The sequence below is a fragment of the Roseateles noduli genome (assembly GCF_050626985.1).
In the GTDB taxonomy this organism is placed as follows: Bacteria; Pseudomonadota; Gammaproteobacteria; order Burkholderiales; family Burkholderiaceae_C; genus Roseateles; species Roseateles noduli_A.
On record NZ_CP192463.1, the window covers coordinates 2,900,260 to 2,918,962 of the forward strand.

Here is an 18,703-nt window from a genome sequence, read left to right on the forward strand (position 1 = left end):
GCAGTTGCAGTTGCAGTTGCAGTTGCAGTTGCAGTTGCAGTTTGCAGAATCTAAGCAACATAAGACTTCGAATGAGGCAGGGGGATGCATTGAACAAGCTGCTCAGACCGCTGCCGGCATTGATGGCGCCTCTCATTTCCCGGGCCGCCATGGCCCACGGCGGCGGCTTGAACGCCGATAGTTGCCACACCAACCGCAAGACGGGCGACTATCACTGCCATTGCCCGCCAGCGCGCCCCGCGCCGACGCAACAGGCATCGAACAGCTCGTCTCAGGTTGCCCCTGCCGCGACTTCCGCCTCCGCTGCCGCGACGAGGCCCCCTCCGCCCCTGTTTGCTACACAGGCCTTCGCGGCGGCACCTATACGTTGACGAAAGGCGGAAAGAAAAACTACGGGGAATGTTGAGTGGTTTCAGTTGGCGGTTGACGTTCCCCTGATTTCTGACGTCATTCGAAGACTAGAGTTCGACGATCCCACGCTAGCCCTCCATGCCCAAAGCCTTCAATCTCCAACGCTTCCTCGACGCTCAAGCGCCGCAGGTGATTGACGTCCTCGCCGAACTGAAGCGCGGCCGCAAGCTCAGCCACTGGATGTGGTACTTCTTCCCCCAGCTTCGCGGGCTGGGCGTGAGCAGCACGGCGCAGTTCTACGGGATCCAGTCGCTGGATGAGGCGATCGCCTATCTCGACCACGAAGTCCTCGGACCGCGCCTGCGCGAATGCGTGGCGCTGATGAACACCCACCGCAACAGGACCGCCGAGCAGATCCTGGGCGTCGTGGACGCGATGAAGTTCCGCTCATCGCTGACGCTCTTCGCGAAGGCGTCTGCCGACGAGGCCGTGTTCACCGAGGCACTGGATCGCTACTTCGGCGGCCAGCCGGATCAGCGCACGCTGGATCTGCTCGCCTAGACGGCGAGCACCGCTTCACGGCGTCGGTTCCGCCGCTGGCGTCTTCACGACGTCTTCCGACGGGAAAAGCCGCAGCCAGGCGACCGCCACGTTCCACAGCGCCAACAGCACGAAGGCAAAGACTGGCACCGCGGCCAGCTTGATCGGCGACTTCGTCGCGACCAACACCACGATGTAGCCGAGGATGAGCGCCCACAACGTGTTCACGACAAGCGACGCCCAGCTCGCAAGCCGCTTGGAGTCCGCCCGGCCCGCGATCAGCGCAAGCCCCGGCGGCAGCAAGGTCAGGACCCCCGAGAGTTCTCCGCCGATCGACACCGTCAGCATCGCATTGCCGATGAGCATCAGCCCGAAGAGCACGAGCTGCACGATGTTGGCCATACGAAGCGAGGTGGGCATGAGCGCGGGAACCAGTGAGGGCGTTGAGGACGCGCGATTATGGGTGCCTCGGCCTTGCTAGAGTCGCTGCATCCTCCGCGCCGCGCCATGCCCGCCTTCACCCGCCTCCCCTGCCCGCTCCCCGGCGTCGACATCGTCGCCGCCGACAGCGCGAAGGCGTTCCCGCGTCACATCCACGATGAGTTCGGCATCGGCCGCATCGATCGCGGCGCGCAGAAGACCGCGAGCGGTCGCGGCATGGTCCAGTCCGTCGCGGGCGATGTGATCACCGTCAACCCGGGCGAGGTCCACGATGGCCTGCCGCTCGGCGATCACGGGCGCGCCTGGCGCATGCTGTACCTCTCGCCCGAGTTGGTCGGCGATCTCGTCGCCGACATCGCGGAGGGCCGCGCCATCGGCGGCGTCGAGTTCCACCGACCCACGCTGCACGACGACCGCATCGCCGGCCGCTTCGAGGCGCTCTTCCATGCGATGGCCGGCACGCCGACCGGGGCCACTGACACGCTCCGCATCGACGGCGCCCTGCTCCTGCTGCTGCAGTCGCTGCTCCAGCCGCGCGCCGCCAGCTTGCCCGCGATCCCTGTCGGCATCGCGATCGCACGGTCTCGGCTCGATGACGACCTCACCGCGCCAGTCAGCCTCGCCGACCTCGCGCGCGAAGCGGGCCTCAGCCGCTTCCAGTTCCTGCGCGGCTTCACCCGCGCCACCGGCCTGCCGCCTCACGCCTATCTCGTGCAGCGCCGACTGCAGCACGCGCGCCGGCTGATCGCGCTCGGTACGCCGCTCGCAGATGTCGCCGCCGCCAGCGGCTTCTTCGACCAGAGCCATCTGACGCGCCACTTCGTCCGCTGCTTCGGCATCGCGCCGGGCGCGTACGCGGCCGCTCTTCGCTGAAGCCACGAGGCTCACTGAAGGTCATCCAGTTCGCTGAGTACCGAGGGGGCCAAGGCCGACGGGTCCATGGGTCGACAGACCAGCCTGCAATTTCATCCAAGACGCGCCACCGGCGCGCGCCGACGATGACCTCCCCGCCTTCACCGCACCAAGGTCCGTCGTGCCCTTCTCCTCGCTCTCGAACCCCGAGTTCCTGATCACCTCGCTGATCGTCGTCGCCTCGCCCGGAACCGGCGCGCTGGTCACCCTCGCCGCCGGCCTGGCGGGCGGCGCGCGGGCATCGCTCCACGCCGCCCTCGGCTGCACGATCGGCATCGTCCCGCACATGCTGGCCGCGATCACCGGCCTGGCCGCGCTGCTGCACGCCAGCGCCGTCGCCTTCGACGCGGTCAAGTACATCGGCGTCGTCTACCTGCTCTACATGGCCTGGATGTCGCTGAAGGACAGCGGACCGCTCGCCGTCGACGCCGACAGCCCGCCGCGCTCCGCGCGTCAGGTGGTGACCCACGCGGTGCTCGTGAACCTGCTCAACCCGAAGCTCTCGATCTTCTTCCTCGCCTTCCTGCCGCAGTTCATCGCCCGCGATGAGCCGCACCCGACGCCGCTGATGATCGAGCTCTCCCTCGTCTTCATGGCGATGACTTTCGCCGTGTTCGCGGTCTACGGCGTCTTCGCCGCCGCGATGCGCGATCGCGTGCTCACGCGACCGCCGGTGCTGCGTTGGATGCGCCGCGGCTTCGCGGCCGCCTTCGTGGGGCTGGGTGTCAAGCTCGCGCTGGTCCAGCGCTGACGGCGACGTCCGTCAGGGTCTAAGCCGCTTCGTCCGCCGCCGGCACCACGCCGTCGAAGGCGAACAGCTCCACCTTCTTCGGTTGCCCCGATCGCCGCTCCACCTTGTGCTGCGGCCCGATCGCCTTGCCGGTGCGGGCGTCGATGAGCTTGAGCTCCACCGGCTCCCCGGTCTCCGTGTCGATCAGGCGCACCGGCTTGTTCTTCAGTGCCGCGTGCTTGTTGCCCCAGGTCAGCAGCGCCAGCATCACCGGCCGCAGGTCGCGGCCCCGTTGCGTCAGCACGTACTCATAGCGCGGCGGCTTGTCGCTGTAGAGCCGCTTCTCGAGCAGCTCCCGTTCCACCAGTTCCCCCAGCCGGCGCGTCAGCGTGTTGGACGCGATGCCCAGCTCGGTCACGAACTCGTCGAAGCGGTGATGCCCGTAGAACACCTCGCGCAGGATCAGCATGCTCCAGCTGTCGCCGAGGATGTCCGTCGCCCGCGCGACCGGGCAGGCCATGTCTTCGAAGCTCGTGCGGCGCATCGGGGTCTCCTTGTGGTGCCAAGGCCGCCGCACCCGATCGGCGCGACGGCGGTCCGGCGATTCTCACTGACTTTCATCATGAAAGTTAGTTGACGAATCCGCAACAGTGCATTCCGCGCCAAGTGACTTCCATGATGAAAGTGACGTTCCTATAGTCCGCTCCATCGCTCGCCGCCCGGCGGGCCCTCGACGCCGGAGTCCTTCCATGACCGCTTCAACGCCTTCCGCCTCCCCCGCAGCCACGACAGCCGCGGCAACCCCCGCGACGGTCGCGCCCGACGCCACGCCGCGCAGGTCCCTCGGCCGCGCCTCGCTGAAATGGGCCGTGCTGACCGCCGTCGTGCTCGGGGCCGGTGCGTACGGCGCGCACTGGTGGACGGTGGGCCGCTTCCATGAAGAGACGGACGACGCCTACGTCGGCGGCGACGTGACCGTGATCGGCGCGAAGGTCACCGGCTACATCACCGAACTGCCGGTCACAGACAACCAGTTCGTCCACGCCGGCGACCTGCTCGCCCGCATCGACAGCCGCGACTACCAGGCCGCGCTGCAGCGCGCCATCGGCGCGGTCGAGGCGCAGGACGCCGCGATCGCCAACCTGGGCGCGGCCGCCGCGTTGCAGCAGGCCGTGATCGCGAAGGCCCGCGCCGGCATCGACGCCGCCTCGGCCGAGGAACAGCGCGCCCGCGATGACTTCGCGCGCTACAAGGACCTGGTCGGCCGCGCGGCCGTGTCGGTCGAAAGCAGCCAACGCGCCGAGGCGAACTTCAAGACCGCGCAGGCCGGCTCCGCGCGCGCCCGCGCCGAACAGCAGGCGGCCGAGCGCCAGCTCGACGTGATCGCCACGCAGAAGCGCCAGGCGCAGGCCGCGCTCGACCAGGCCAGGGCCGAACGCGACATCGCCCAGCTCAACCTCGGCTACACCGAGCTGCGCGCGCCGCGCGACGGCTACATCGGCAACCGCAAGGCGCGGCTCGGCACCTACGTCGGCGTCGGCACGCCGCTGCTGTCGGTGGTCCCCGCGCAAGGCCTGTGGGTCGACGCGAACTTCAAGGAAGACCAGCTCGCGCGCATGACCACCGGCCAGCCGGTGACCATCCGCGCGGACGCCTGGCCCGGCGTCGTGCTGCATGGCACGCTCGGCAGCCTCGCGCCGGCGACCGGCTCGCAGTTCAGCGTGCTGCCCGCCGAGAACGCCACCGGCAACTTCACGAAGATCGTCCAGCGCGTGCCGGTGCGCATCCAGCTCGATCCCGCCGACGATCGCCTCGGCCGCCTGCGCCCCGGGCTGTCCGTCGTCGTCGAGATCGACACCAACCATGCCGGCGCAGGCACCAAGAACGCCAGCGCGGCTCCCACCACGAGCGCCGCCAAGGCGACCACGGCCACGGCCACGGCCACGGCGAGCGTGCAATGAGCACCGCCCTCCCCGCCACGCCGGGCGCCGGGGCGCCCGCGGACACGGCGGCCCTCTCGCGCAAGCGCCCGCCCTTCTGGTCCGACATCGTCATCCCCATCGACCAGTTGACGACCCGCGACAAGGTGCTGGCCTTCGCGACGATGTGCGTCGGCATGTTCATCGCGCTGCTGGACATCCAGATCGTGTCGGCCTCGCTGCGCGACATCGGCGGCGGTCTCTCGGCCGGCGCGGACGACACCACCTGGGTGCAGACCAGCTACCTGATCGCCGAGATCATCGTGATCCCGCTCTCGGGCTGGCTCGCCAGCGTGATGTCCACGCGCTGGCTGTTCGCGGTGTCGGCGCTGGGCTTCACGCTGACCAGCCTGCTCTGCGGCCTGGCCTGGAACATCCAGAGCATGATCGCCTTCCGCGCGCTGCAGGGCTTCATGGGCGGCTCCATGATCCCGATGGTCTTCACCACCGCGTTCATGTACTTCAGCGGCAAGCAGCGCGTGATCGCCGCCTCGACGATTGGCGCGATCGCCTCGCTCGCACCGACGCTGGGCCCGGTCGTCGGCGGCTACATCACCGACGTGCTGTCCTGGCAGTGGCTCTTCTACATCAACCTGCTGCCGGGCCTGGTCGTGACCGTGGTCGTGCCGCTGATGGTCCGCGTCGACAAGCCCAACCTCTCGCTGCTCAAGGGCGCCGACTACCTGTCGATGGTGCTGCTCGCGGTGTTCCTGGGCTGCCTGGAATACACGCTCGAGGAAGGGCCGCGATGGAACTGGTTCAGCGACTCGACCATCGTCGCCACCGCGTGGATCGCCGGCGTGACGGGCGTCGCCTTCATCGCCCGCAGCCTGACGCATCCCCATCCCATCGTGGACCTGCGTGCGCTCAAGGACCGCAACTTCGCGCTGGGCAGCCTGTTCTCGTTCATCACCGGCATCGGCATCTTCGCGACCATCTACCTGACGCCGCTGTTCCTCGGCCGCGTGCGCGGCTACGGCGCGCTCGACATCGGCCTGGCCGTGTTCTCGACCGGCGTGTTCCAGGTGATGTCGATCCCGCTCTACGCCTTCCTCGCCAGCCGCTTCGACCTGCGCTGGATCCTCTTCGCCGGACTCTCGCTCTTCGCGATCTCGATGTGGGAGTTCGCGCCGATCACGCATGACTGGGGCTCGCATCAGCTGCTGCTGCCGCAAGCGCTGCGCGGCATGGGCCAGCAGCTCAGCGTGCCGCCGGTGGTGACGCTGGCGCTCGGCGCGCTACCGCCGTCGCGGCTCAAGCTGGCCTCGGGGCTGTTCAACCTGATGCGCAACCTCGGCGGCGCCATCGGCATCGCGGCCTGCGCGACCATCCTCAACGACCGCACCAACCTGCACTTCCAGCGTCTGGCCGAGCACCTGAACACCAGCAACGAGTCGATGACGCAGTTGCTGGCCTCGGTGAGCTCGTCGCTGTCGGCCTCGATGCCGTCGAGCGATGCGGCCACCGCCGCGCTGCGCCAGCTCTGGTCCCTGACCTACCGCGAGGCGCTGACGATGACCTTCGCCGACGCCTTCCTCATCGTGATGGGCTGCTTCGTCGTCGCGCTGGTGTTCGTGCCGATGCTGCGCAAGATCGCGCCGCCGGCCGCGCCCTCCGCCGATGCGCATTGATGCGCAGCGATCCACTCTGATGCCGACGCCCCACCGCCCTCACTCGCTCCGAACCCTTCGATCCCCTAGGAGACCCGCCATGACGCTCCTGCATTCCGCCTCCCTCCGCCCGCTGGCCCGGCTCGCGCCGCTCGCGCTCGCGGCCTTCCTCGTCGCCTGCGCTCAGATGCCGGGCGCCGGGGAGCGCCCCCGCGCGCTCGACGACCGCTTCGCCGGTCAGGCCCTGATCGCGCAGCATCAGAACGGCGCCGCGCCGGCCACGCTCGGCACCTGGTGGCAGGACTTCGACGATCCCGCGCTGACCGCCATCATTCAGCGCGCGTTGGATCAGAACCTGGACCTCGCCATCGCGCTGGCGCGTGTCGAGCAGGCGCGCGCCGCGGCGCAAGGCGCCGGCGCGTTGCGGCTGCCTCAGGGCGCTGTCCAGGGACAGTTGCTGAGCCAGCGCCAGTCGCTGAAGAGCCCTGAAGGCTCGCTCGCGCACGGCTTTCCCGGCTACGACCGCAATCAGACCCTGCAGACGCTGGGCGTTGGCGCCAGCTGGGAAGCGGACCTCGCCGGCGGCCTGCGCCAAGGCGAGGCCGCGGCCGTCGCGGAATGGCAGGCCGCCGAAGCCGCGCGGCTGGGTGCCCGCGTGACCGTCGCCGCGGAGGCCGCCGACGCCTACTTCCGCGTGCGCGGCGCGCAAGCCCGCATCGAGGTCGCCGAGGCCCATCTGCGCACGCAGTCGCAATTGCTGCAACTGATCCAGGATCGCTTCAAGGGCGGGCTCGCCGCGCAGCGCGAAGTCGCCGAGGCGCAGGCGCTGCAACTGCAGGCGCGCGGCACGCTGCCGCCGTTGCGGACGGAGCTCGCGCAGCAGCAGCATCGCCTGGACGTGCTGATGGGCGAGCAGGCCGGCACCTATGCGGCGAAGCTGATGTCCACCTCGCAGACGCTTTCGCGGTCCTCGACGTCCTCGCAGTCCCCGACGTATCGCGTGCCGTCGCTGCCGGGCGATCTCACGCCCGCGACGCTGATGCGCCGTCGTCCCGACGTCATCGCCGCCGAACGCCAGCTCGACGCCAGCCAGGCCCGCATCGGCGTGGCGACGGCCGAGTACTACCCGCGTCTGACGCTGGGCGGCGTGCTCGGTGCGTCGAGCCTGCATGGTGGGCTGTTCAGCTCGGAGGCCTTCCAGCCGCAGGCCCTGCTCGGATTGCACTGGCGGTTGTTCGACTTCGGCCGCGTCGACGCCGAGGTCGCGCAGGCACGCGGCGCGCGGGCCGAAGCGCTCGCGCAGGTGCGCCAGCGCATGCTGCGCGCGACCGAGGATGTCGAGAACGCGATCGTCACGCTCTCCGAGCTCGAGCAGCAACGCGGCGACCTCGCGCAGGAAGTCCGCGCGCACCAGGTCGCGCGCGACGCGGCCGAGGACGCCTACAAGGGCGGCGCCGCCAGCCTGATCGAGGTGTTGCAGGAGGATCGCCTGCTGCTCGCCGCGCGCGACCAGCTCGCGCAGCTGGACGCGAACCACGCGCGCGCGGCCGTGTCCGCGTTCCGCGCGTTCGGCGGCGGCTGGGACGCGACCACAAACGCCGCGACGCCCGCTCCATCCGAGAAGGCGCAGGAGACGCTGCCCCTCCCGCCCTCGCCCACGACGGCGCTGCTTTCGCCCAACGCGACAGGGGGCGTGGCGCGCTAGCCGCCCGCCTGGCGGGAGGGCCTCGTTAGCATCGGGGTCTTATGAGCCCGCCGCCCTCCGCGTCCAACGCCCCTGCTTCGCCGGCCGCTGCGCCTGCGCATCGCACGCATGGGTCCGGCGGCCTGCTGCCGCTGCTCTTCGTCGCCGTCTGGAGCACCGGCTTCATCGGCGCGAAGTTCGGCCTGCCGGACGCGGAGCCGCTGACCTTCCTCGCGTGGCGTTATGCCGCCGTCATCGCGTTGATGCTGCCCGTGGTGCTGGTGCTGCGCGCGCCCTGGCCCCGCTCGATGTCCGCGTGCGGGCACATCGCGGTGACGGGGTTGCTGGTGCATGGCGTCTATCTGGGCGGCGTGTTCACCGCGATCGCGCATGGACTGCCGGCGGGCATCACCGCCCTGGTCGTCGGCCTGCAGCCGCTGGTCACGGCACTCGGTGCGCGCGCGTTCCTCGGCGAACGCATCGACCGGATGCAGTGGCTGGGTCTGGCGCTGGGCTTCCTCGGCGTAGGACTCGTCGTCGCGCAGAAGATCGCGGCGGTCCCCGGCAACGCGCTGCTGACGATGCTGTTGCCGGCCGTGATCGCCTTGATCGGCATTACCGCCGGCACGCTCTACCAGAAGAAGTTCTGTCCGTCCTTCGACCTGCGCACCGGCTCGATCATCCAGTTCGTGCCCAGCCTGCTCGTCACCGGCGCACTCGCGGCGGCGACCGAGACGATGGCGGTGCACTGGACCGGCCAGTTCCTGTTCGCGCTGGCGTGGCTGGTGCTGGTGTTGTCGCTCGGCGCGGTCAGTCTGCTGAACGTGCTGATCCGCAGAGGCAGCGCGGTCAATGTCGCCAGCCTCTTCTACCTGACCCCGCCGACGACCGCATTGATCGCCTGGTCGCTGTTCGGGGAGACGCTGACCGGCCTCGCCATGGCCGGCATGGCGCTGGTCGCGATCGGCGTGTGGCTCGCGCGCCGAGCGCGCTGAAAGCGCTCCAAGCAGCTTCAGGCAGCGTTCAAGGCACTGCAAGGCACTGCAAGGCACTTTGCAAGGCAAAGCGGCAATCTCGCTGCCGTCGGACGTACGGCGGGGTCGCGCAACGACCGCCGCGCCCATGAAAAAGGCGGCCCCTCGGGCCGCCTTGCGTGGTGATGACAGCAGGATCAGTTGCGGTCGGCGCGGGCCGGCAGCGTGCTGTCGGTGTTCGTCGTCGACATGTCCGTCGACGAGGTACCGGCGCTCGGCGCGCTCATCGGCATCGGGTCCGTCTGCGTGCGGACGTTGGGGTCCTGACGCTGCTCGGTCGTCGTGTTGTTGCCGTTGTTCTGGCTGCTGGTGGCCGGCTGGCTGTTCTGCATGTCCGTGGCGGTCGCGGGCTGGCCCGTGCTCGGATTGGCCGCCGGGGTGGCGGGCGGCGCCTTGCCCTGATTGTTGTTGTTGGACAGCGGATCATTGGTCTGGTCGCGCGCGCCGACGGAGCCGGAGCTGCCGCCCTGGCCGCCGCTCTGGGCGTGAAGGAAGCCGACGCCGGAAGCCAGCGCAATCGCCATTGCCACGGTGGTGATCTTGGAACGGGGGTTCATGGTGGATCTCCTGGAAGCTGTGGATTGAGGTCTTGCCGGGGGCCCCGCGTGGTCCGGTTTGCGTCGTATCGCATCTCGAACCATCACAGCACCCTTGCAAGAGAAGACTGGCAATCCCGATGCCCGCGGCGCTTGCCGATCACCCCTTGACCATCGCGGTCTGCGCGGGTGAAGGCTCGAGTTCATCGAGCACCGCGCGGATCGCGACCGGCGCGCCGGTGGTGACCGGAGCAACGACCTCCTGCGCCAGCGGTTGAACGAGCGCGCGGGCTTGCGCCGCGCCACGTGACTCCGCCGGTGCCGCGAGCGATCGCAGCCGCTGCCCGATCGCATCGAGGCTGTTCTGCGCCGTCTCGTCGTCGGCCTGCGCGTCGAAGGGGTCGAGGCTGATGCGTTCCGGCGAGAGACCCAGCCCCAGCGCGTGGAAGTAGCTCGCCTCGGTGACCACGCTGAGCTGGCTCGCGATCAGGCGATGCACTTCCAGATCGGGCATGTCCAGCTGAACGCCCTGTACCGTGGCGAGTACCGGCGTGCGCGTGATGCCTCCGGCCAGGCCCGCGAGGCGATGCGCGTTCGGCAGATGCGCATGGAGCACCGCCGCCTGCCTGTTGCGGATCAGCCCGATGAGCACCTGGATCGCGTGCCACGGCGGGTCATCGGGCATGGCGACGATCACGATGTCCGCACCCAGTCCGCGCAGCCGTTCCGCGTACGGCCCGTCCGCCGGGCAAACGACGGTGAAGCGGACGTTGCCGCTGCTGCCCAGCCGATCCACGAGCCGCGCCACCAGCTGCGTAGCGCCGAGTCGGTCCGACGCCGATGCGAGTGAGGCGTGATCGTCCGCCGCTTCGTCCGGCGGGACGGCACCGATGATCTCGACGACATGCAGCGACAGCGCGGGGTTCACCGTCGTCACGGCAGAGAGCGTCGGCGTCATGCCGGGGCGTCGTTGTGCAGGGCGGTCCATCGCGAGCCTCTTGAAACCGCATCATGCGGTGAGCACGCATGGCAAGGCCCATACCCGACGGGGCAGCGTGCTCGCAGCCCATCAACCACCCATCAACCAGCGATCAACAGCGCATCAGCGGCGGCTCGCAGCGACTCACAGTAGCTCACAGTGGTTTCAACGACTGCAGCACCGTGGGCAGAAGTTCGCTCACCGTCGGGTGGATGCGCACACCGCCGGCGGTGACGTCGGTGTACGGCCGCTTCGACGCGATGACGTCGAGCAGCGATTGCACCGCCTCGTCGCCGTCGACGCCGAGCACCATGGCGCCGAGGATCGCCTTCGACTCGGCATCGACGAGGATCTTGATGAAGCCCTCGGTCTCGCCCTTCTCGATCGCCCGGCCGACGCGCGCCATCGGCCGCGTGCCGATCAACGCGGGACGGCCGCTCGCTCGCACTTCCTGCTCGCCGAGACCGATGCGCGCCAGCGGCGGATCGGTGTACAGCGCGTAGGTCACGACACGATCGCCGACGCCGCGCGCGGCGCCGTCGAAGAGATTCGCCGCGGTGACTTCGAAGTCGTTCCAGGCCGTGTGCGTGAACGCGCCGCGGCCGTTGCAGTCGCCGAGCGCCCAGATGTGGGGCACGCTGCTGCGCAGTTGGTCGTCCACGACGATGTTGCCGCGTTCGTCCACGCGCACGCCGGCGCGGTCCAGGCCCAGGTCGTCCGTGTTGGGCTTGCGGCCGGTGGCGATCAGCACGTGGCTGCCGCGCACCTCGGGCTCGCCGGTCTGGCAGTTCACTCGCACGGCGACGCCCTCCTCGGCCGGCGCCAGCTTCACGCACTCGGCGCCGGTGCGGATGGTCAGGCCTTCTCGTTCAAGGATCCCGCGCAAGGCCTCGGAGACATCGGCATCCTCGCGCGGCACCAGCCGCGGGCCGCGCTGCACGACGGTCACCTCGGACCCGAAGCGCCGGAACATCTGCGCGAACTCCAGCCCGATGTAGCTGCCGCCGACGACGACCAGGTGCCTGGGCAGTTCGTCGAGTTTCATGATCGACGCGTTGGTCAGCCAGGGCACCGAGTCCAGGCCCTCGACGCCCGGCTGCGCGGGGCGGCCGCCGACGTTGATGAAGAAGCGGTCCGCGCGCAGGCGCCGTCCTTCGACGCTGATGGTGTGCGGATCCTCGAAGCGTGCGTGGCCCATGACGAGCTCGACCTTGTCCATGCCGCGCAGCCATTTCTCGACGTTCTGGCGCGACTGGCCGGAGATCCGCTCCTTGCGCGCGATGACGGCGGGCAGGTCGACGCCGGACTGCGCCGGCGCCCGCACGCCCCAGCGCGCGGCTTCGCGCACGACCCAGGCGGCATGGGCGCTGGCGACCATCGCCTTGGTCGGGATGCAGCCGGTGTTGACGCAGGTGCCGCCGACGCGCGAGCGCTCGATGACGGCAACGCGCCAGCCGGCCTGCGACATGCGCTCCGCCAGCGCGGGGCCGGCCTGGCCGACTCCGATGACGATGGCGTCGAAGGCGTCGGGGGACTCAAGGGATTCACTCACGGCAACGCTCCAGGAGAGGGGTCGTCGCCGAGTCTGCCATCGTCGGGCGGCGATGCGGTGTCATCCCGCTCAGGTCGCGCCGTGGCGCCGCCGGATCGCGGCGAGCGCGCCCCGCTGCTCCAACACCTGGATCGCCTGGTCGATGCGCGCCAAGTCGCGCTCGTCGAGCCGACGGCGGCTCAGCATCAGGCACACGGGCTGCACGCTGCGCCCGAAAGGCTGCCGAAGCAGTTGCACGCCCGAGGCGCGCGCCTGCGCATGCACGTCCAGGTCGTCGCCGAGGATCAACGACGCGCGTCCGAGCTGCAGCATGTCGACGCCCTGGCGCGTGGTCTGGTAAGGGAGCAGGAGGCCTGCGTCGGAGAGGCGCTTGCGCCATTCCTCGAAGTCGGCACCGAGGCCGAGCGCGTCCACATGCAGCAGCGGGATGCGACGCTGGAGCACCTGCTCGAAGCCCTTCAGCCCATCGAGCAGGGGATCGCGGCGGTCCGCCGCCGCGACCATGAAGGCCTCGTTCCGATAGGTCCGGCTGTACATGACGATCCGGCCCCGACCGGGCACCGGCGTCGCCGAGAAGATCACGTCGAACTGGTCGTTCAGCAACTCGCGGAAGCGCCGCTTGCGCCATTGCGCCGAGCCGCGGATCCAGTTCAGCTCGTAACCCGCCTGCGTGCAGATCGCCTGCAGCAGCTCCGCATCGAGGCCGCGCACGCTCCCGTCGGTGCCGGGCACGAGATAAGGCGGCCAGGATTCCACCAGCGCGCGCAGCACGCGGGGTCGGGGACTTCCCCACACGGAGGCCCCCCAGGCGAGCGCCAGGCCGCCCACGACGGAGCGACGGCGTGGCCCTCGATCGGCGGACGGGCCGGATGGATTCATTGCCTCGTTGAGAGCCATCGCGGTGGGGGTTCGGTCCAGTGTGCGCCTGGCTCCCCGGAGCCACAAGGCAGGGACGGCACCTCCTTCGGCGACGCCCCCGGATGGGGGCTTGTCATCGACGACGTCCAGAGAATGTCACGTGGTAGCGCAACCGTTCGGTTTTCCACATGGTTCTGTCAATTTTAAAAGCGCAAAATTGATACATGAAAGTCGTTCTTGTCGAAGACTCCCCGCTGGTCCGCAAGCATCTGTTGGCGACACTGAAGGAACAGCCCTTCCTGTCGGTCGTCGGCCTCGCCGCCACCGAGGCGGAGGCGTTGTGCACCGTCGGACTGACGCGCCCGCATGTCGTGGTGCTGGACCTGGCGCTGGCCTCGGGCTCCGGGCTGGAGGTGCTGCGCAAGCTGCGCCTGGCCGGCTTCGGCGGGACCATCCTGGTCCTCAGCAACCGCGAGTCGGAGATGTATGGACCGCTGTGCGTGCAGAACGGCGCCAACGCCTTCTACGACAAGGGCCGCGACTTCGAGCAGTTCCTGGCTGACCTCAACGTGCTGGCCGAGGCTCCACGACTGGCGGCGAGCCGGCCCATGAGCCTGAGTTCGCTGCATATGCGCTGAGACCGCCATCGCCATCGCTGGCGATTCGGGAACCGGTGCCGGTGAGTTACGCAGCGGAGTTGTGGAAACTCCAATCAACTCACTGCGGACAAAAGAAAACCCGCTCTAGGCGGGTTTTCTAAGTGCTTGATTCAACAAGCTGTTCTGGAGGAGAGGGGGGGATTCGAACCCCCGAGACGTTTCCGTCCGCCTGATTTCGAGTCAGGTACATTCAACCACTCTGCCACCTCTCCGGAATTCGGTGATCGCTGTGGTCGTTAGCGACTAAGCCTAAGAGTATAGCGAGGTTTCAGAGGGCTTGGCAAGAACTCGCGTGAGTTTGTGCGAAAGACGCGTCGGCGACCGCTACAGCCGCCGTTCCCCCGTTTCTCCCCCGCCCTACCAGCCAGCTCAGGCCTTCAGCACGTCCTTGCCGCCGAGGTAAGGACGCAGCGCTTCCGGCACCGTGATGCTGCCGTCGGCCTGCTGGTAGTTCTCCAGCACCGCGACCAACGTACGGCCCACCGCCAGACCCGAGCCGTTCAGCGTGTGCACCAGCTCGTTCTTGCCCTGCGCGGTCTTGAAACGCGCCTGCATGCGACGGGCCTGGAACGCACCCATGTTCGAGCACGAGCTGATCTCGCGGTAGGTGTTCTGCGCCGGCAGCCAAACCTCCAGGTCATAGGTCTTGACCGAGCCGAAGCCCATGTCGCCCGCGCACAGCAGCACGGTGCGGTACGGCAGGCCGAGCTTCTGCAGCACCGCTTCGGCGTGGGCGGTCATCTCTTCCAGCGCGGCCATGCTGTGCTCGGGCTGCTCGATGCGGACCATCTCGACCTTGTCGAACTGGTGCTGGCGGATCATGCCGCGCGTGTCGCGACCGGCCGAGCCGGCCTCCGAGCGGAAGCACGGGCTGTGCGCCGTCAGTTTCACCGGCAGTTCATCGACCGAGAGGACGCTCTCACGGACCGAGTTGGTCAGCGAGATCTCCGAGGTCGAGATCAGGTACTGCTCGCTCTGTTCGTCGTCACCGCCGCGCAGGACCCAGAACATGTCTTCCTTGAACTTGGGCAGTTGGCCCGTGCCTTCGAGGATCTCGCGGTTGACGATGTAGGGCGTGTAGCACTCGGTGTAGCCGTGCTCCTGCGTCTGCATGTCGAGCATGAACTGCGCGAGCGCACGGTGCAGGCGCGCCACCGGGCCCTTCAGGAAGGCGAAGCGCGAGCCCGACAGCTTGGCGCCGAGTTCGAAGTCCAGGCCCAGCGGAGCTCCGAGGTCGACGTGGTCCTTGACGGCGAAGTCGAACTCGCGCGGCTGGCCCCAGCGACGCACCTCGACGTTGCCGGTCTCGTCCGCACCGGCCGGCACGCTGGCGTCGGGCAGGTTGGGGACGCTCATCAGCATCGTGTTGAGTTCATGCTGGATCAGGTCCAGCTTCTCGGCGCCGGCCTTCAGTTCGTCGGCGATGCCGGCCACCTCGGCCATCACGGCGCTGGCGTCCTCGCCCTTGCCTTTCAGCATGCCGACCTGCTTGGACAGCTGGTTGCGCTTGGCCTGCAGTTCCTCGGTGCGGATCTGCACCTGCTTGCGGTCGGTCTCCAGCGTCTTGAAACGCTCGACGTCCAGGAACGGTTGGGGGTTCTTGCGCTGTTGGAGGCGCTCGATGACGGCGTCCAGGTCCTTGCGCAGCAGGGTGATGTCCAGCATGGTGTGTCTTTCGTGTTCTGCGCCGACGGCGGCCCGCTTCGGGGGGGCGTCGGCGATGGCATGGGGGGATGTCGATCAGCGTGAGCTCAGCCGGAGCTCATCGGGAGCTCGGCGGGCCGCCCTCCGAAGAGGGAAGCCACGACGATCAAGATCGGCCGCTGGTGACCTCGGCCATCGACTTGTCGCCCAGTCCCATCGGAAGCGGGAAGCGCACGTGCTCCTCGACGCCCGGCAGCGTGCGGACCGTCGTCGCGCCCAGTTCGCGCAGTCGCGAGATCACGGCCTGCACCAGCACGTCCGGCGCCGAAGCCCCCGCCGTGAGGCCCACCTTCGAGCGACCTTCCAGCCACTCGGCCTGGACGTCCTCGGCCGCGTCGACCATGTAGGCCGGCGTGCCCAGGCGCTCCGCCAGCTCGCGCAGGCGGTTGCTGTTGGAGCTCGTCGGGCTGCCGACCACCACCACCACGTCAACCTGCGGCGCCATCACCTTCACCGCGTCCTGGCGGTTCTGCGTGGCGTAGCAGATGTCCTGCTTCTTCGGCTCGCGGACCTCGGGGAAGTGCTTCTTCACGGCGCGCAGGATCTCGGCAGCGTCGTCGACGCTCAGCGTCGTCTGCGTGACCACGGCCAACCGGCTCGGATCCTTGACCCGCACGTGCGGCACGTCCGACGCTTCCTCGACGAGATAGATCCCGTCGCTGAGCTGGCCCATCGTGCCCTCGACCTCGGGATGTCCCTTGTGGCCGATCATGATGAATTCATAGCCCTCGCGGTGCAGCTTGGCGACCTCGACATGGACCTTCGTCACCAGCGGGCAGGTCGCGTCGAAGATCTGGAAGCCACGCTCCTGGGCCTCCTTGCGCACCGCCTGGCTGACGCCGTGGGCCGAGAACACCAGCGTCGCGCCGGGCGGCACCTCGGCCAGGTCCTCGATGAAGATCGCGCCCTTGGCCTTCAGGTCGTTGACGACGTAGGTGTTGTGCACGATCTCGTGCCGCACGTAGATCGGCGCGCCGAACTTCTTCAGCGCGCGCTCGACGATCTCGATCGCGCGGTCCACGCCGGCGCAGAAGCCGCGCGGCTCGGCCAGCACGATGTCCTTCATGTTCACGTCCATGGCCGTCATCACAGCACCCCGATCAGCTGCACCTCGAAGCTGACGGGCTGTCCCGCCAACGGGTGATTGAAGTCGAACAGCAACCAGTCCTCGCCCAGCTCGCGCACCACGCCGGCGTACTGGCCCTGACCGTCCGGCGTCGGGAACTGCACGACGTCGCCGACGTGGTACTCCTCGTCCGGATCGCCCAGTTGGCGCATCAGCGCGCGCTTCACGCGCTGCAGCAGCTCGGGGTTGCGCTCGCCGAAGGCCTCGCCCGGCGCCAGTTCGACGCGGGTGTGCGTGCCCTCGGCCAGGCCGACCAGGCGCGCCTCGATCGCGGGCGCCAGCTCGCCGGCGCCCAGCGTGAGCGTGGCCGGCAGCTTGTCGGCGAAGGTGTTGATCAAGTCCTGGCCGTCCGGCCCGCTCAGCCGGTAATGCAGGGTCAGGAAGGATCCTGGTTGAACGAGGTTCACTAGTCAGGGGGATTTTGGGAATCGAGGGGTGATTTTAGGCTGGAGCGCCACGATCCTTCCTCCGAGTCTCCTCATGACCGTTCTCGCCGCCCCGATCGCCTTGCCCAGGCCCTCTGTCATGTCGGTCATCGCCGCGCTGCCACCCGAGGCTCGTCCACGGGAGAAGCTGCTCGCGCAGGGCCCTTCCACCCTCTCCGACGCTGAGTTGCTGGCCATCGTGCTCCGTACAGGCCTGCCCGGTCGCCCGGTCCTGACGTTTGCGCGCGACGTGCTCGACCAATGCGGCGGTTTCAAGTGCCTGCTGAATGACCCCGCCCACGCGCTTGCGGGCATCAAGGGGCTGGGGCCATCGAAGCGAAGCATGCTGCTGGCGGTGCTGGAGATCACGCGGCGCTCATTCCGCCACGCACTCGGCGACGGCCCGGTCTTCGAATCGGCTGAAGCCGTCCGCGACTACCTGCGCCTGGAGTACGACGGCAAGAGCGCCGAGTGCTTCGCCGTGATGTTCCTGGACACCCAGCATCGGCTGATCGCCCTGGAGACGCTGTTCCACGGCACCCTTTCCCATACCATTGCATACCCCCGGGAGGTGGTGAAACGCGCGCTGATCCTGGACGCCGCCGCGGTGATCCTGGTTCACAACCACCCTTCGGGACGTACCGATCCGTCGCCGCAGGACGTCCAACTGACCCGCGCGATGATCGAGTCGCTGGCGCTCATCGACGTGAAGGTCCTGGACCATTTCATCGTCGGCGTGGGCCAGCCCGCATCGATGACCGACCTGGGCCTGCTGTGACCGACCGACTGCGCAGCCTGCAAGACCTGCAGACGCTGCATCGAGAACTGAAGCTCCGCCAACGCGCGGAGGAAGAGCGCCGCGAGCGCGAGGCCGCGCTGGCCCGCCTGCGCGACGAGGAAGCCCGCATCTTCGAGCGCACCGTCGGCATGGTCGTGCCGCTGCCCGACACCAACCGCGTGATCCTGAACCTCGGCAGACCTGAGCCGGAACCCCGCCAGCGCGAACTCGACGAGCAGATGGCGTGGAAGCAGGCGCTGTCGGACGATTTCGACGTCGATTCGCTGCTGGAGACGGATGAGACGCTGTCCTTCCGCCGACCGGAGATCTCGGCCGAATCCGTGCGCAAGCTCAGACGCGGCCATTGGTCGCTGCAGGCGCAGATCGACCTGCACGGCCTGCGCCGCGATCAGGCGCGCGAGGCGCTGGGCCACTTCATCCACGACAGCGCCCGGCGTGGCCTGCGCTGCGTGCGCGTGGTCCACGGCAAGGGCAACGGCTCGCCGGGGCGCGAGCCCGTGTTGAAGGCGCGCGTGCGCCGCTGGCTGGTACAGAAGCAGGAAGTCCTGGCCTTCGTCCAGGCCCGCGCCAGTGATGGCGGCAGCGGCGCGTTGATGGTCCTGCTGAACGCGACCTGACCCCTCGCGACGGGTCCCCCTCACGAGGGAGCAACCATCGAGCGTCGCCGCTCTCCCCGCCCCTCGCCCACACGGGCTTTCCCCTCCCCCGCTCCACGTTGTTTTCCGGAACACGCGATTGCATCGCCGTGGCCGCGTGGCTAGTCTGCGGACATGCCGGCGTAGTC

The 18,703-nt window shown here is 68.7% G+C and carries 20 protein-coding genes and 1 tRNA gene; 11 read left to right on the top strand and 10 right to left on the bottom strand.

Annotation, left to right across the window (positions count from 1 at the left end):
• Positions 1 to 149: 149 nt before the first annotated feature.
• Both ACQ4L4_RS12775 and ACQ4L4_RS12780 read left to right on the top strand, forming a co-directional pair.
• On the top strand, positions 150 to 371 hold the full coding sequence (locus tag ACQ4L4_RS12775) for a YHYH domain-containing protein (RefSeq protein WP_431104932.1): 222 nt from the start codon (positions 150 to 152) through the stop codon (positions 369 to 371).
• Between the two features lie 118 nt (positions 372 to 489).
• Positions 490 to 912, top strand: coding sequence for a DUF1810 domain-containing protein (locus ACQ4L4_RS12780; protein WP_431104582.1), 423 nt, complete (start codon positions 490 to 492; stop codon positions 910 to 912).
• A 15-nt stretch (positions 913 to 927) separates the two neighbouring features.
• Here the strand turns inward: ACQ4L4_RS12780 and ACQ4L4_RS12785 are convergent, their stop codons facing one another.
• Complete coding sequence (locus ACQ4L4_RS12785; protein WP_431104583.1) at positions 928 to 1,293, bottom strand: hypothetical protein; 366 nt, start codon at positions 1,291 to 1,293, stop codon at positions 928 to 930.
• A 105-nt stretch (positions 1,294 to 1,398) separates the two neighbouring features.
• Between ACQ4L4_RS12785 and ACQ4L4_RS12790 the strand changes: the two genes are divergently transcribed.
• Entirely contained in the window at positions 1,399 to 2,205 is an 807-nt protein-coding gene (locus ACQ4L4_RS12790; protein ID WP_431104584.1) for an AraC family transcriptional regulator, read from the top strand.
• Between the two features lie 160 nt (positions 2,206 to 2,365).
• Positions 2,366 to 2,995: a LysE family translocator gene (locus ACQ4L4_RS12795; protein ID WP_431104585.1), complete on the top strand. Its 630-nt coding sequence runs from the start codon at positions 2,366 to 2,368 to the stop codon at positions 2,993 to 2,995.
• 19 nt (positions 2,996 to 3,014) lie between these two features.
• Here the strand turns inward: ACQ4L4_RS12795 and ACQ4L4_RS12800 are convergent, their stop codons facing one another.
• A complete protein-coding gene (locus ACQ4L4_RS12800; RefSeq protein WP_431104586.1) occupies positions 3,015 to 3,518 on the bottom strand; it encodes a winged helix-turn-helix transcriptional regulator in 504 nt (167 codons plus the stop codon).
• A gap of 205 nt (positions 3,519 to 3,723) precedes the next feature.
• Here ACQ4L4_RS12800 and ACQ4L4_RS12805 point away from each other — a divergent pair, with 205 nt between their 5' ends.
• The 4 genes from ACQ4L4_RS12805 (at position 3,724) to ACQ4L4_RS12820 (ending at position 9,242) form a co-directional block, all read left to right on the top strand.
• A complete protein-coding gene (locus ACQ4L4_RS12805; protein ID WP_431104587.1) occupies positions 3,724 to 4,935 on the top strand; it encodes an HlyD family secretion protein in 1,212 nt (403 codons plus the stop codon).
• The gene (locus ACQ4L4_RS12810) at positions 4,932 to 6,584 is read left to right on the top strand and encodes a DHA2 family efflux MFS transporter permease subunit (RefSeq protein ID WP_431104588.1); all 1,653 of its coding nucleotides are present in this window, start codon (positions 4,932 to 4,934) and stop codon (positions 6,582 to 6,584) included. Before ACQ4L4_RS12805 ends, ACQ4L4_RS12810 begins: the two co-directional genes overlap by 4 nt.
• Positions 6,585 to 6,663: 79 nt before the next feature.
• Positions 6,664 to 8,268 carry an efflux transporter outer membrane subunit gene (locus tag ACQ4L4_RS12815; RefSeq protein ID WP_431104589.1) on the top strand — a complete coding sequence of 535 codons (1,605 nt, stop codon included), beginning with the start codon at positions 6,664 to 6,666 and terminating at the stop codon, positions 8,266 to 8,268.
• 41 nt (positions 8,269 to 8,309) lie between these two features.
• Positions 8,310 to 9,242 (top strand): DMT family transporter, encoded by a 933-nt coding sequence (locus ACQ4L4_RS12820; protein WP_431104590.1) that lies wholly within the window; start codon positions 8,310 to 8,312, stop codon positions 9,240 to 9,242.
• A 176-nt stretch (positions 9,243 to 9,418) separates the two neighbouring features.
• Here the strand turns inward: ACQ4L4_RS12820 and ACQ4L4_RS12825 are convergent, their stop codons facing one another.
• From ACQ4L4_RS12825 to ACQ4L4_RS12840, 4 genes are all read right to left on the bottom strand, one after another.
• On the bottom strand, positions 9,419 to 9,838 hold the full coding sequence (locus tag ACQ4L4_RS12825) for a hypothetical protein (RefSeq protein ID WP_377153021.1): 420 nt from the start codon (positions 9,836 to 9,838) through the stop codon (positions 9,419 to 9,421).
• 139 nt (positions 9,839 to 9,977) lie between these two features.
• A complete protein-coding gene (locus ACQ4L4_RS12830) occupies positions 9,978 to 10,805 on the bottom strand; it encodes a hypothetical protein (protein WP_431104591.1) in 828 nt (275 codons plus the stop codon).
• Between the two features lie 145 nt (positions 10,806 to 10,950).
• Positions 10,951 to 12,348 carry an FAD-containing oxidoreductase gene (locus ACQ4L4_RS12835; RefSeq protein ID WP_431104592.1) on the bottom strand — a complete coding sequence of 466 codons (1,398 nt, stop codon included), beginning with the start codon at positions 12,346 to 12,348 and terminating at the stop codon, positions 10,951 to 10,953.
• A gap of 69 nt (positions 12,349 to 12,417) precedes the next feature.
• Positions 12,418 to 13,227, bottom strand: a complete 810-nt coding sequence (locus ACQ4L4_RS12840) for a substrate-binding periplasmic protein (protein ID WP_431104593.1) — start codon at positions 13,225 to 13,227, stop codon at positions 12,418 to 12,420.
• Positions 13,228 to 13,430: 203 nt separating this feature from the next.
• Between ACQ4L4_RS12840 and ACQ4L4_RS12845 the strand changes: the two genes are divergently transcribed.
• A complete protein-coding gene (locus ACQ4L4_RS12845) occupies positions 13,431 to 13,844 on the top strand; it encodes a response regulator transcription factor (protein ID WP_431104594.1) in 414 nt (137 codons plus the stop codon).
• A 145-nt stretch (positions 13,845 to 13,989) separates the two neighbouring features.
• Here the strand turns inward: ACQ4L4_RS12845 and ACQ4L4_RS12850 are convergent.
• The 4 genes from ACQ4L4_RS12850 to ACQ4L4_RS12865 all read right to left on the bottom strand — a co-directional run bounded on the left by ACQ4L4_RS12850 (position 13,990) and on the right by ACQ4L4_RS12865 (position 17,102).
• Positions 13,990 to 14,077: transfer RNA gene (locus tag ACQ4L4_RS12850), tRNA-Ser, on the bottom strand.
• A gap of 157 nt (positions 14,078 to 14,234) precedes the next feature.
• Positions 14,235 to 15,530: a serine--tRNA ligase gene (gene serS / locus ACQ4L4_RS12855; protein WP_431104595.1), complete on the bottom strand. Its 1,296-nt coding sequence runs from the start codon at positions 15,528 to 15,530 to the stop codon at positions 14,235 to 14,237.
• A gap of 145 nt (positions 15,531 to 15,675) precedes the next feature.
• A complete protein-coding gene (gene ispH / locus ACQ4L4_RS12860; protein ID WP_431104596.1) occupies positions 15,676 to 16,647 on the bottom strand; it encodes a 4-hydroxy-3-methylbut-2-enyl diphosphate reductase in 972 nt (323 codons plus the stop codon).
• A gap of 8 nt (positions 16,648 to 16,655) precedes the next feature.
• A complete protein-coding gene (locus tag ACQ4L4_RS12865; RefSeq protein ID WP_377153006.1) occupies positions 16,656 to 17,102 on the bottom strand; it encodes an FKBP-type peptidyl-prolyl cis-trans isomerase in 447 nt (148 codons plus the stop codon).
• 73 nt (positions 17,103 to 17,175) lie between these two features.
• Here ACQ4L4_RS12865 and radC point away from each other — a divergent pair, with 73 nt between their 5' ends.
• Both radC and ACQ4L4_RS12875 read left to right on the top strand, forming a co-directional pair.
• Entirely contained in the window at positions 17,176 to 17,898 is a 723-nt protein-coding gene (gene radC, locus ACQ4L4_RS12870) for a RadC family protein (RefSeq protein ID WP_431104597.1), read from the top strand.
• Positions 17,895 to 18,536, top strand: coding sequence for a Smr/MutS family protein (locus ACQ4L4_RS12875; RefSeq protein ID WP_377153002.1), 642 nt, complete (start codon positions 17,895 to 17,897; stop codon positions 18,534 to 18,536). Before radC ends, ACQ4L4_RS12875 begins: the two co-directional genes overlap by 4 nt.
• The last annotated feature ends 167 nt before the right edge of the window (positions 18,537 to 18,703 follow it).

What these genes read in the sequence shown, in the direction of transcription:
- ACQ4L4_RS12775 (WP_431104932.1), top strand. Translation starts at nt 150, where the DNA reads ATGGCCCACGGCGGCGGCTTGAACGCCGATAGTTGCCACACCAACCGC.
- ACQ4L4_RS12780 (WP_431104582.1), top strand. Translation starts at nt 490, where the DNA reads ATGCCCAAAGCCTTCAATCTCCAACGCTTCCTCGACGCTCAAGCGCCG.
- ACQ4L4_RS12785 (WP_431104583.1), bottom strand. Translation starts at nt 1,293, where the DNA reads ATGGCCAACATCGTGCAGCTCGTGCTCTTCGGGCTGATGCTCATCGGC.
- ACQ4L4_RS12790 (WP_431104584.1), top strand. Translation starts at nt 1,399, where the DNA reads ATGCCCGCCTTCACCCGCCTCCCCTGCCCGCTCCCCGGCGTCGACATC.
- ACQ4L4_RS12800 (WP_431104586.1), bottom strand. Translation starts at nt 3,518, where the DNA reads ATGCGCCGCACGAGCTTCGAAGACATGGCCTGCCCGGTCGCGCGGGCG.
- ACQ4L4_RS12805 (WP_431104587.1), top strand. Translation starts at nt 3,724, where the DNA reads ATGACCGCTTCAACGCCTTCCGCCTCCCCCGCAGCCACGACAGCCGCG.
- ACQ4L4_RS12810 (WP_431104588.1), top strand. Translation starts at nt 4,932, where the DNA reads ATGAGCACCGCCCTCCCCGCCACGCCGGGCGCCGGGGCGCCCGCGGAC.
- ACQ4L4_RS12815 (WP_431104589.1), top strand. Translation starts at nt 6,664, where the DNA reads ATGACGCTCCTGCATTCCGCCTCCCTCCGCCCGCTGGCCCGGCTCGCG.
- ACQ4L4_RS12820 (WP_431104590.1), top strand. Translation starts at nt 8,310, where the DNA reads ATGAGCCCGCCGCCCTCCGCGTCCAACGCCCCTGCTTCGCCGGCCGCT.
- ACQ4L4_RS12825 (WP_377153021.1), bottom strand. Translation starts at nt 9,838, where the DNA reads ATGAACCCCCGTTCCAAGATCACCACCGTGGCAATGGCGATTGCGCTG.
- ACQ4L4_RS12830 (WP_431104591.1), bottom strand. Translation starts at nt 10,805, where the DNA reads ATGGACCGCCCTGCACAACGACGCCCCGGCATGACGCCGACGCTCTCT.
- ACQ4L4_RS12840 (WP_431104593.1), bottom strand. Translation starts at nt 13,227, where the DNA reads ATGAATCCATCCGGCCCGTCCGCCGATCGAGGGCCACGCCGTCGCTCC.
- ACQ4L4_RS12845 (WP_431104594.1), top strand. Translation starts at nt 13,431, where the DNA reads ATGAAAGTCGTTCTTGTCGAAGACTCCCCGCTGGTCCGCAAGCATCTG.
- serS (WP_431104595.1), bottom strand. Translation starts at nt 15,530, where the DNA reads ATGCTGGACATCACCCTGCTGCGCAAGGACCTGGACGCCGTCATCGAG.
- ispH (WP_431104596.1), bottom strand. Translation starts at nt 16,647, where the DNA reads ATGGACGTGAACATGAAGGACATCGTGCTGGCCGAGCCGCGCGGCTTC.
- radC (WP_431104597.1), top strand. Translation starts at nt 17,176, where the DNA reads ATGACCGTTCTCGCCGCCCCGATCGCCTTGCCCAGGCCCTCTGTCATG.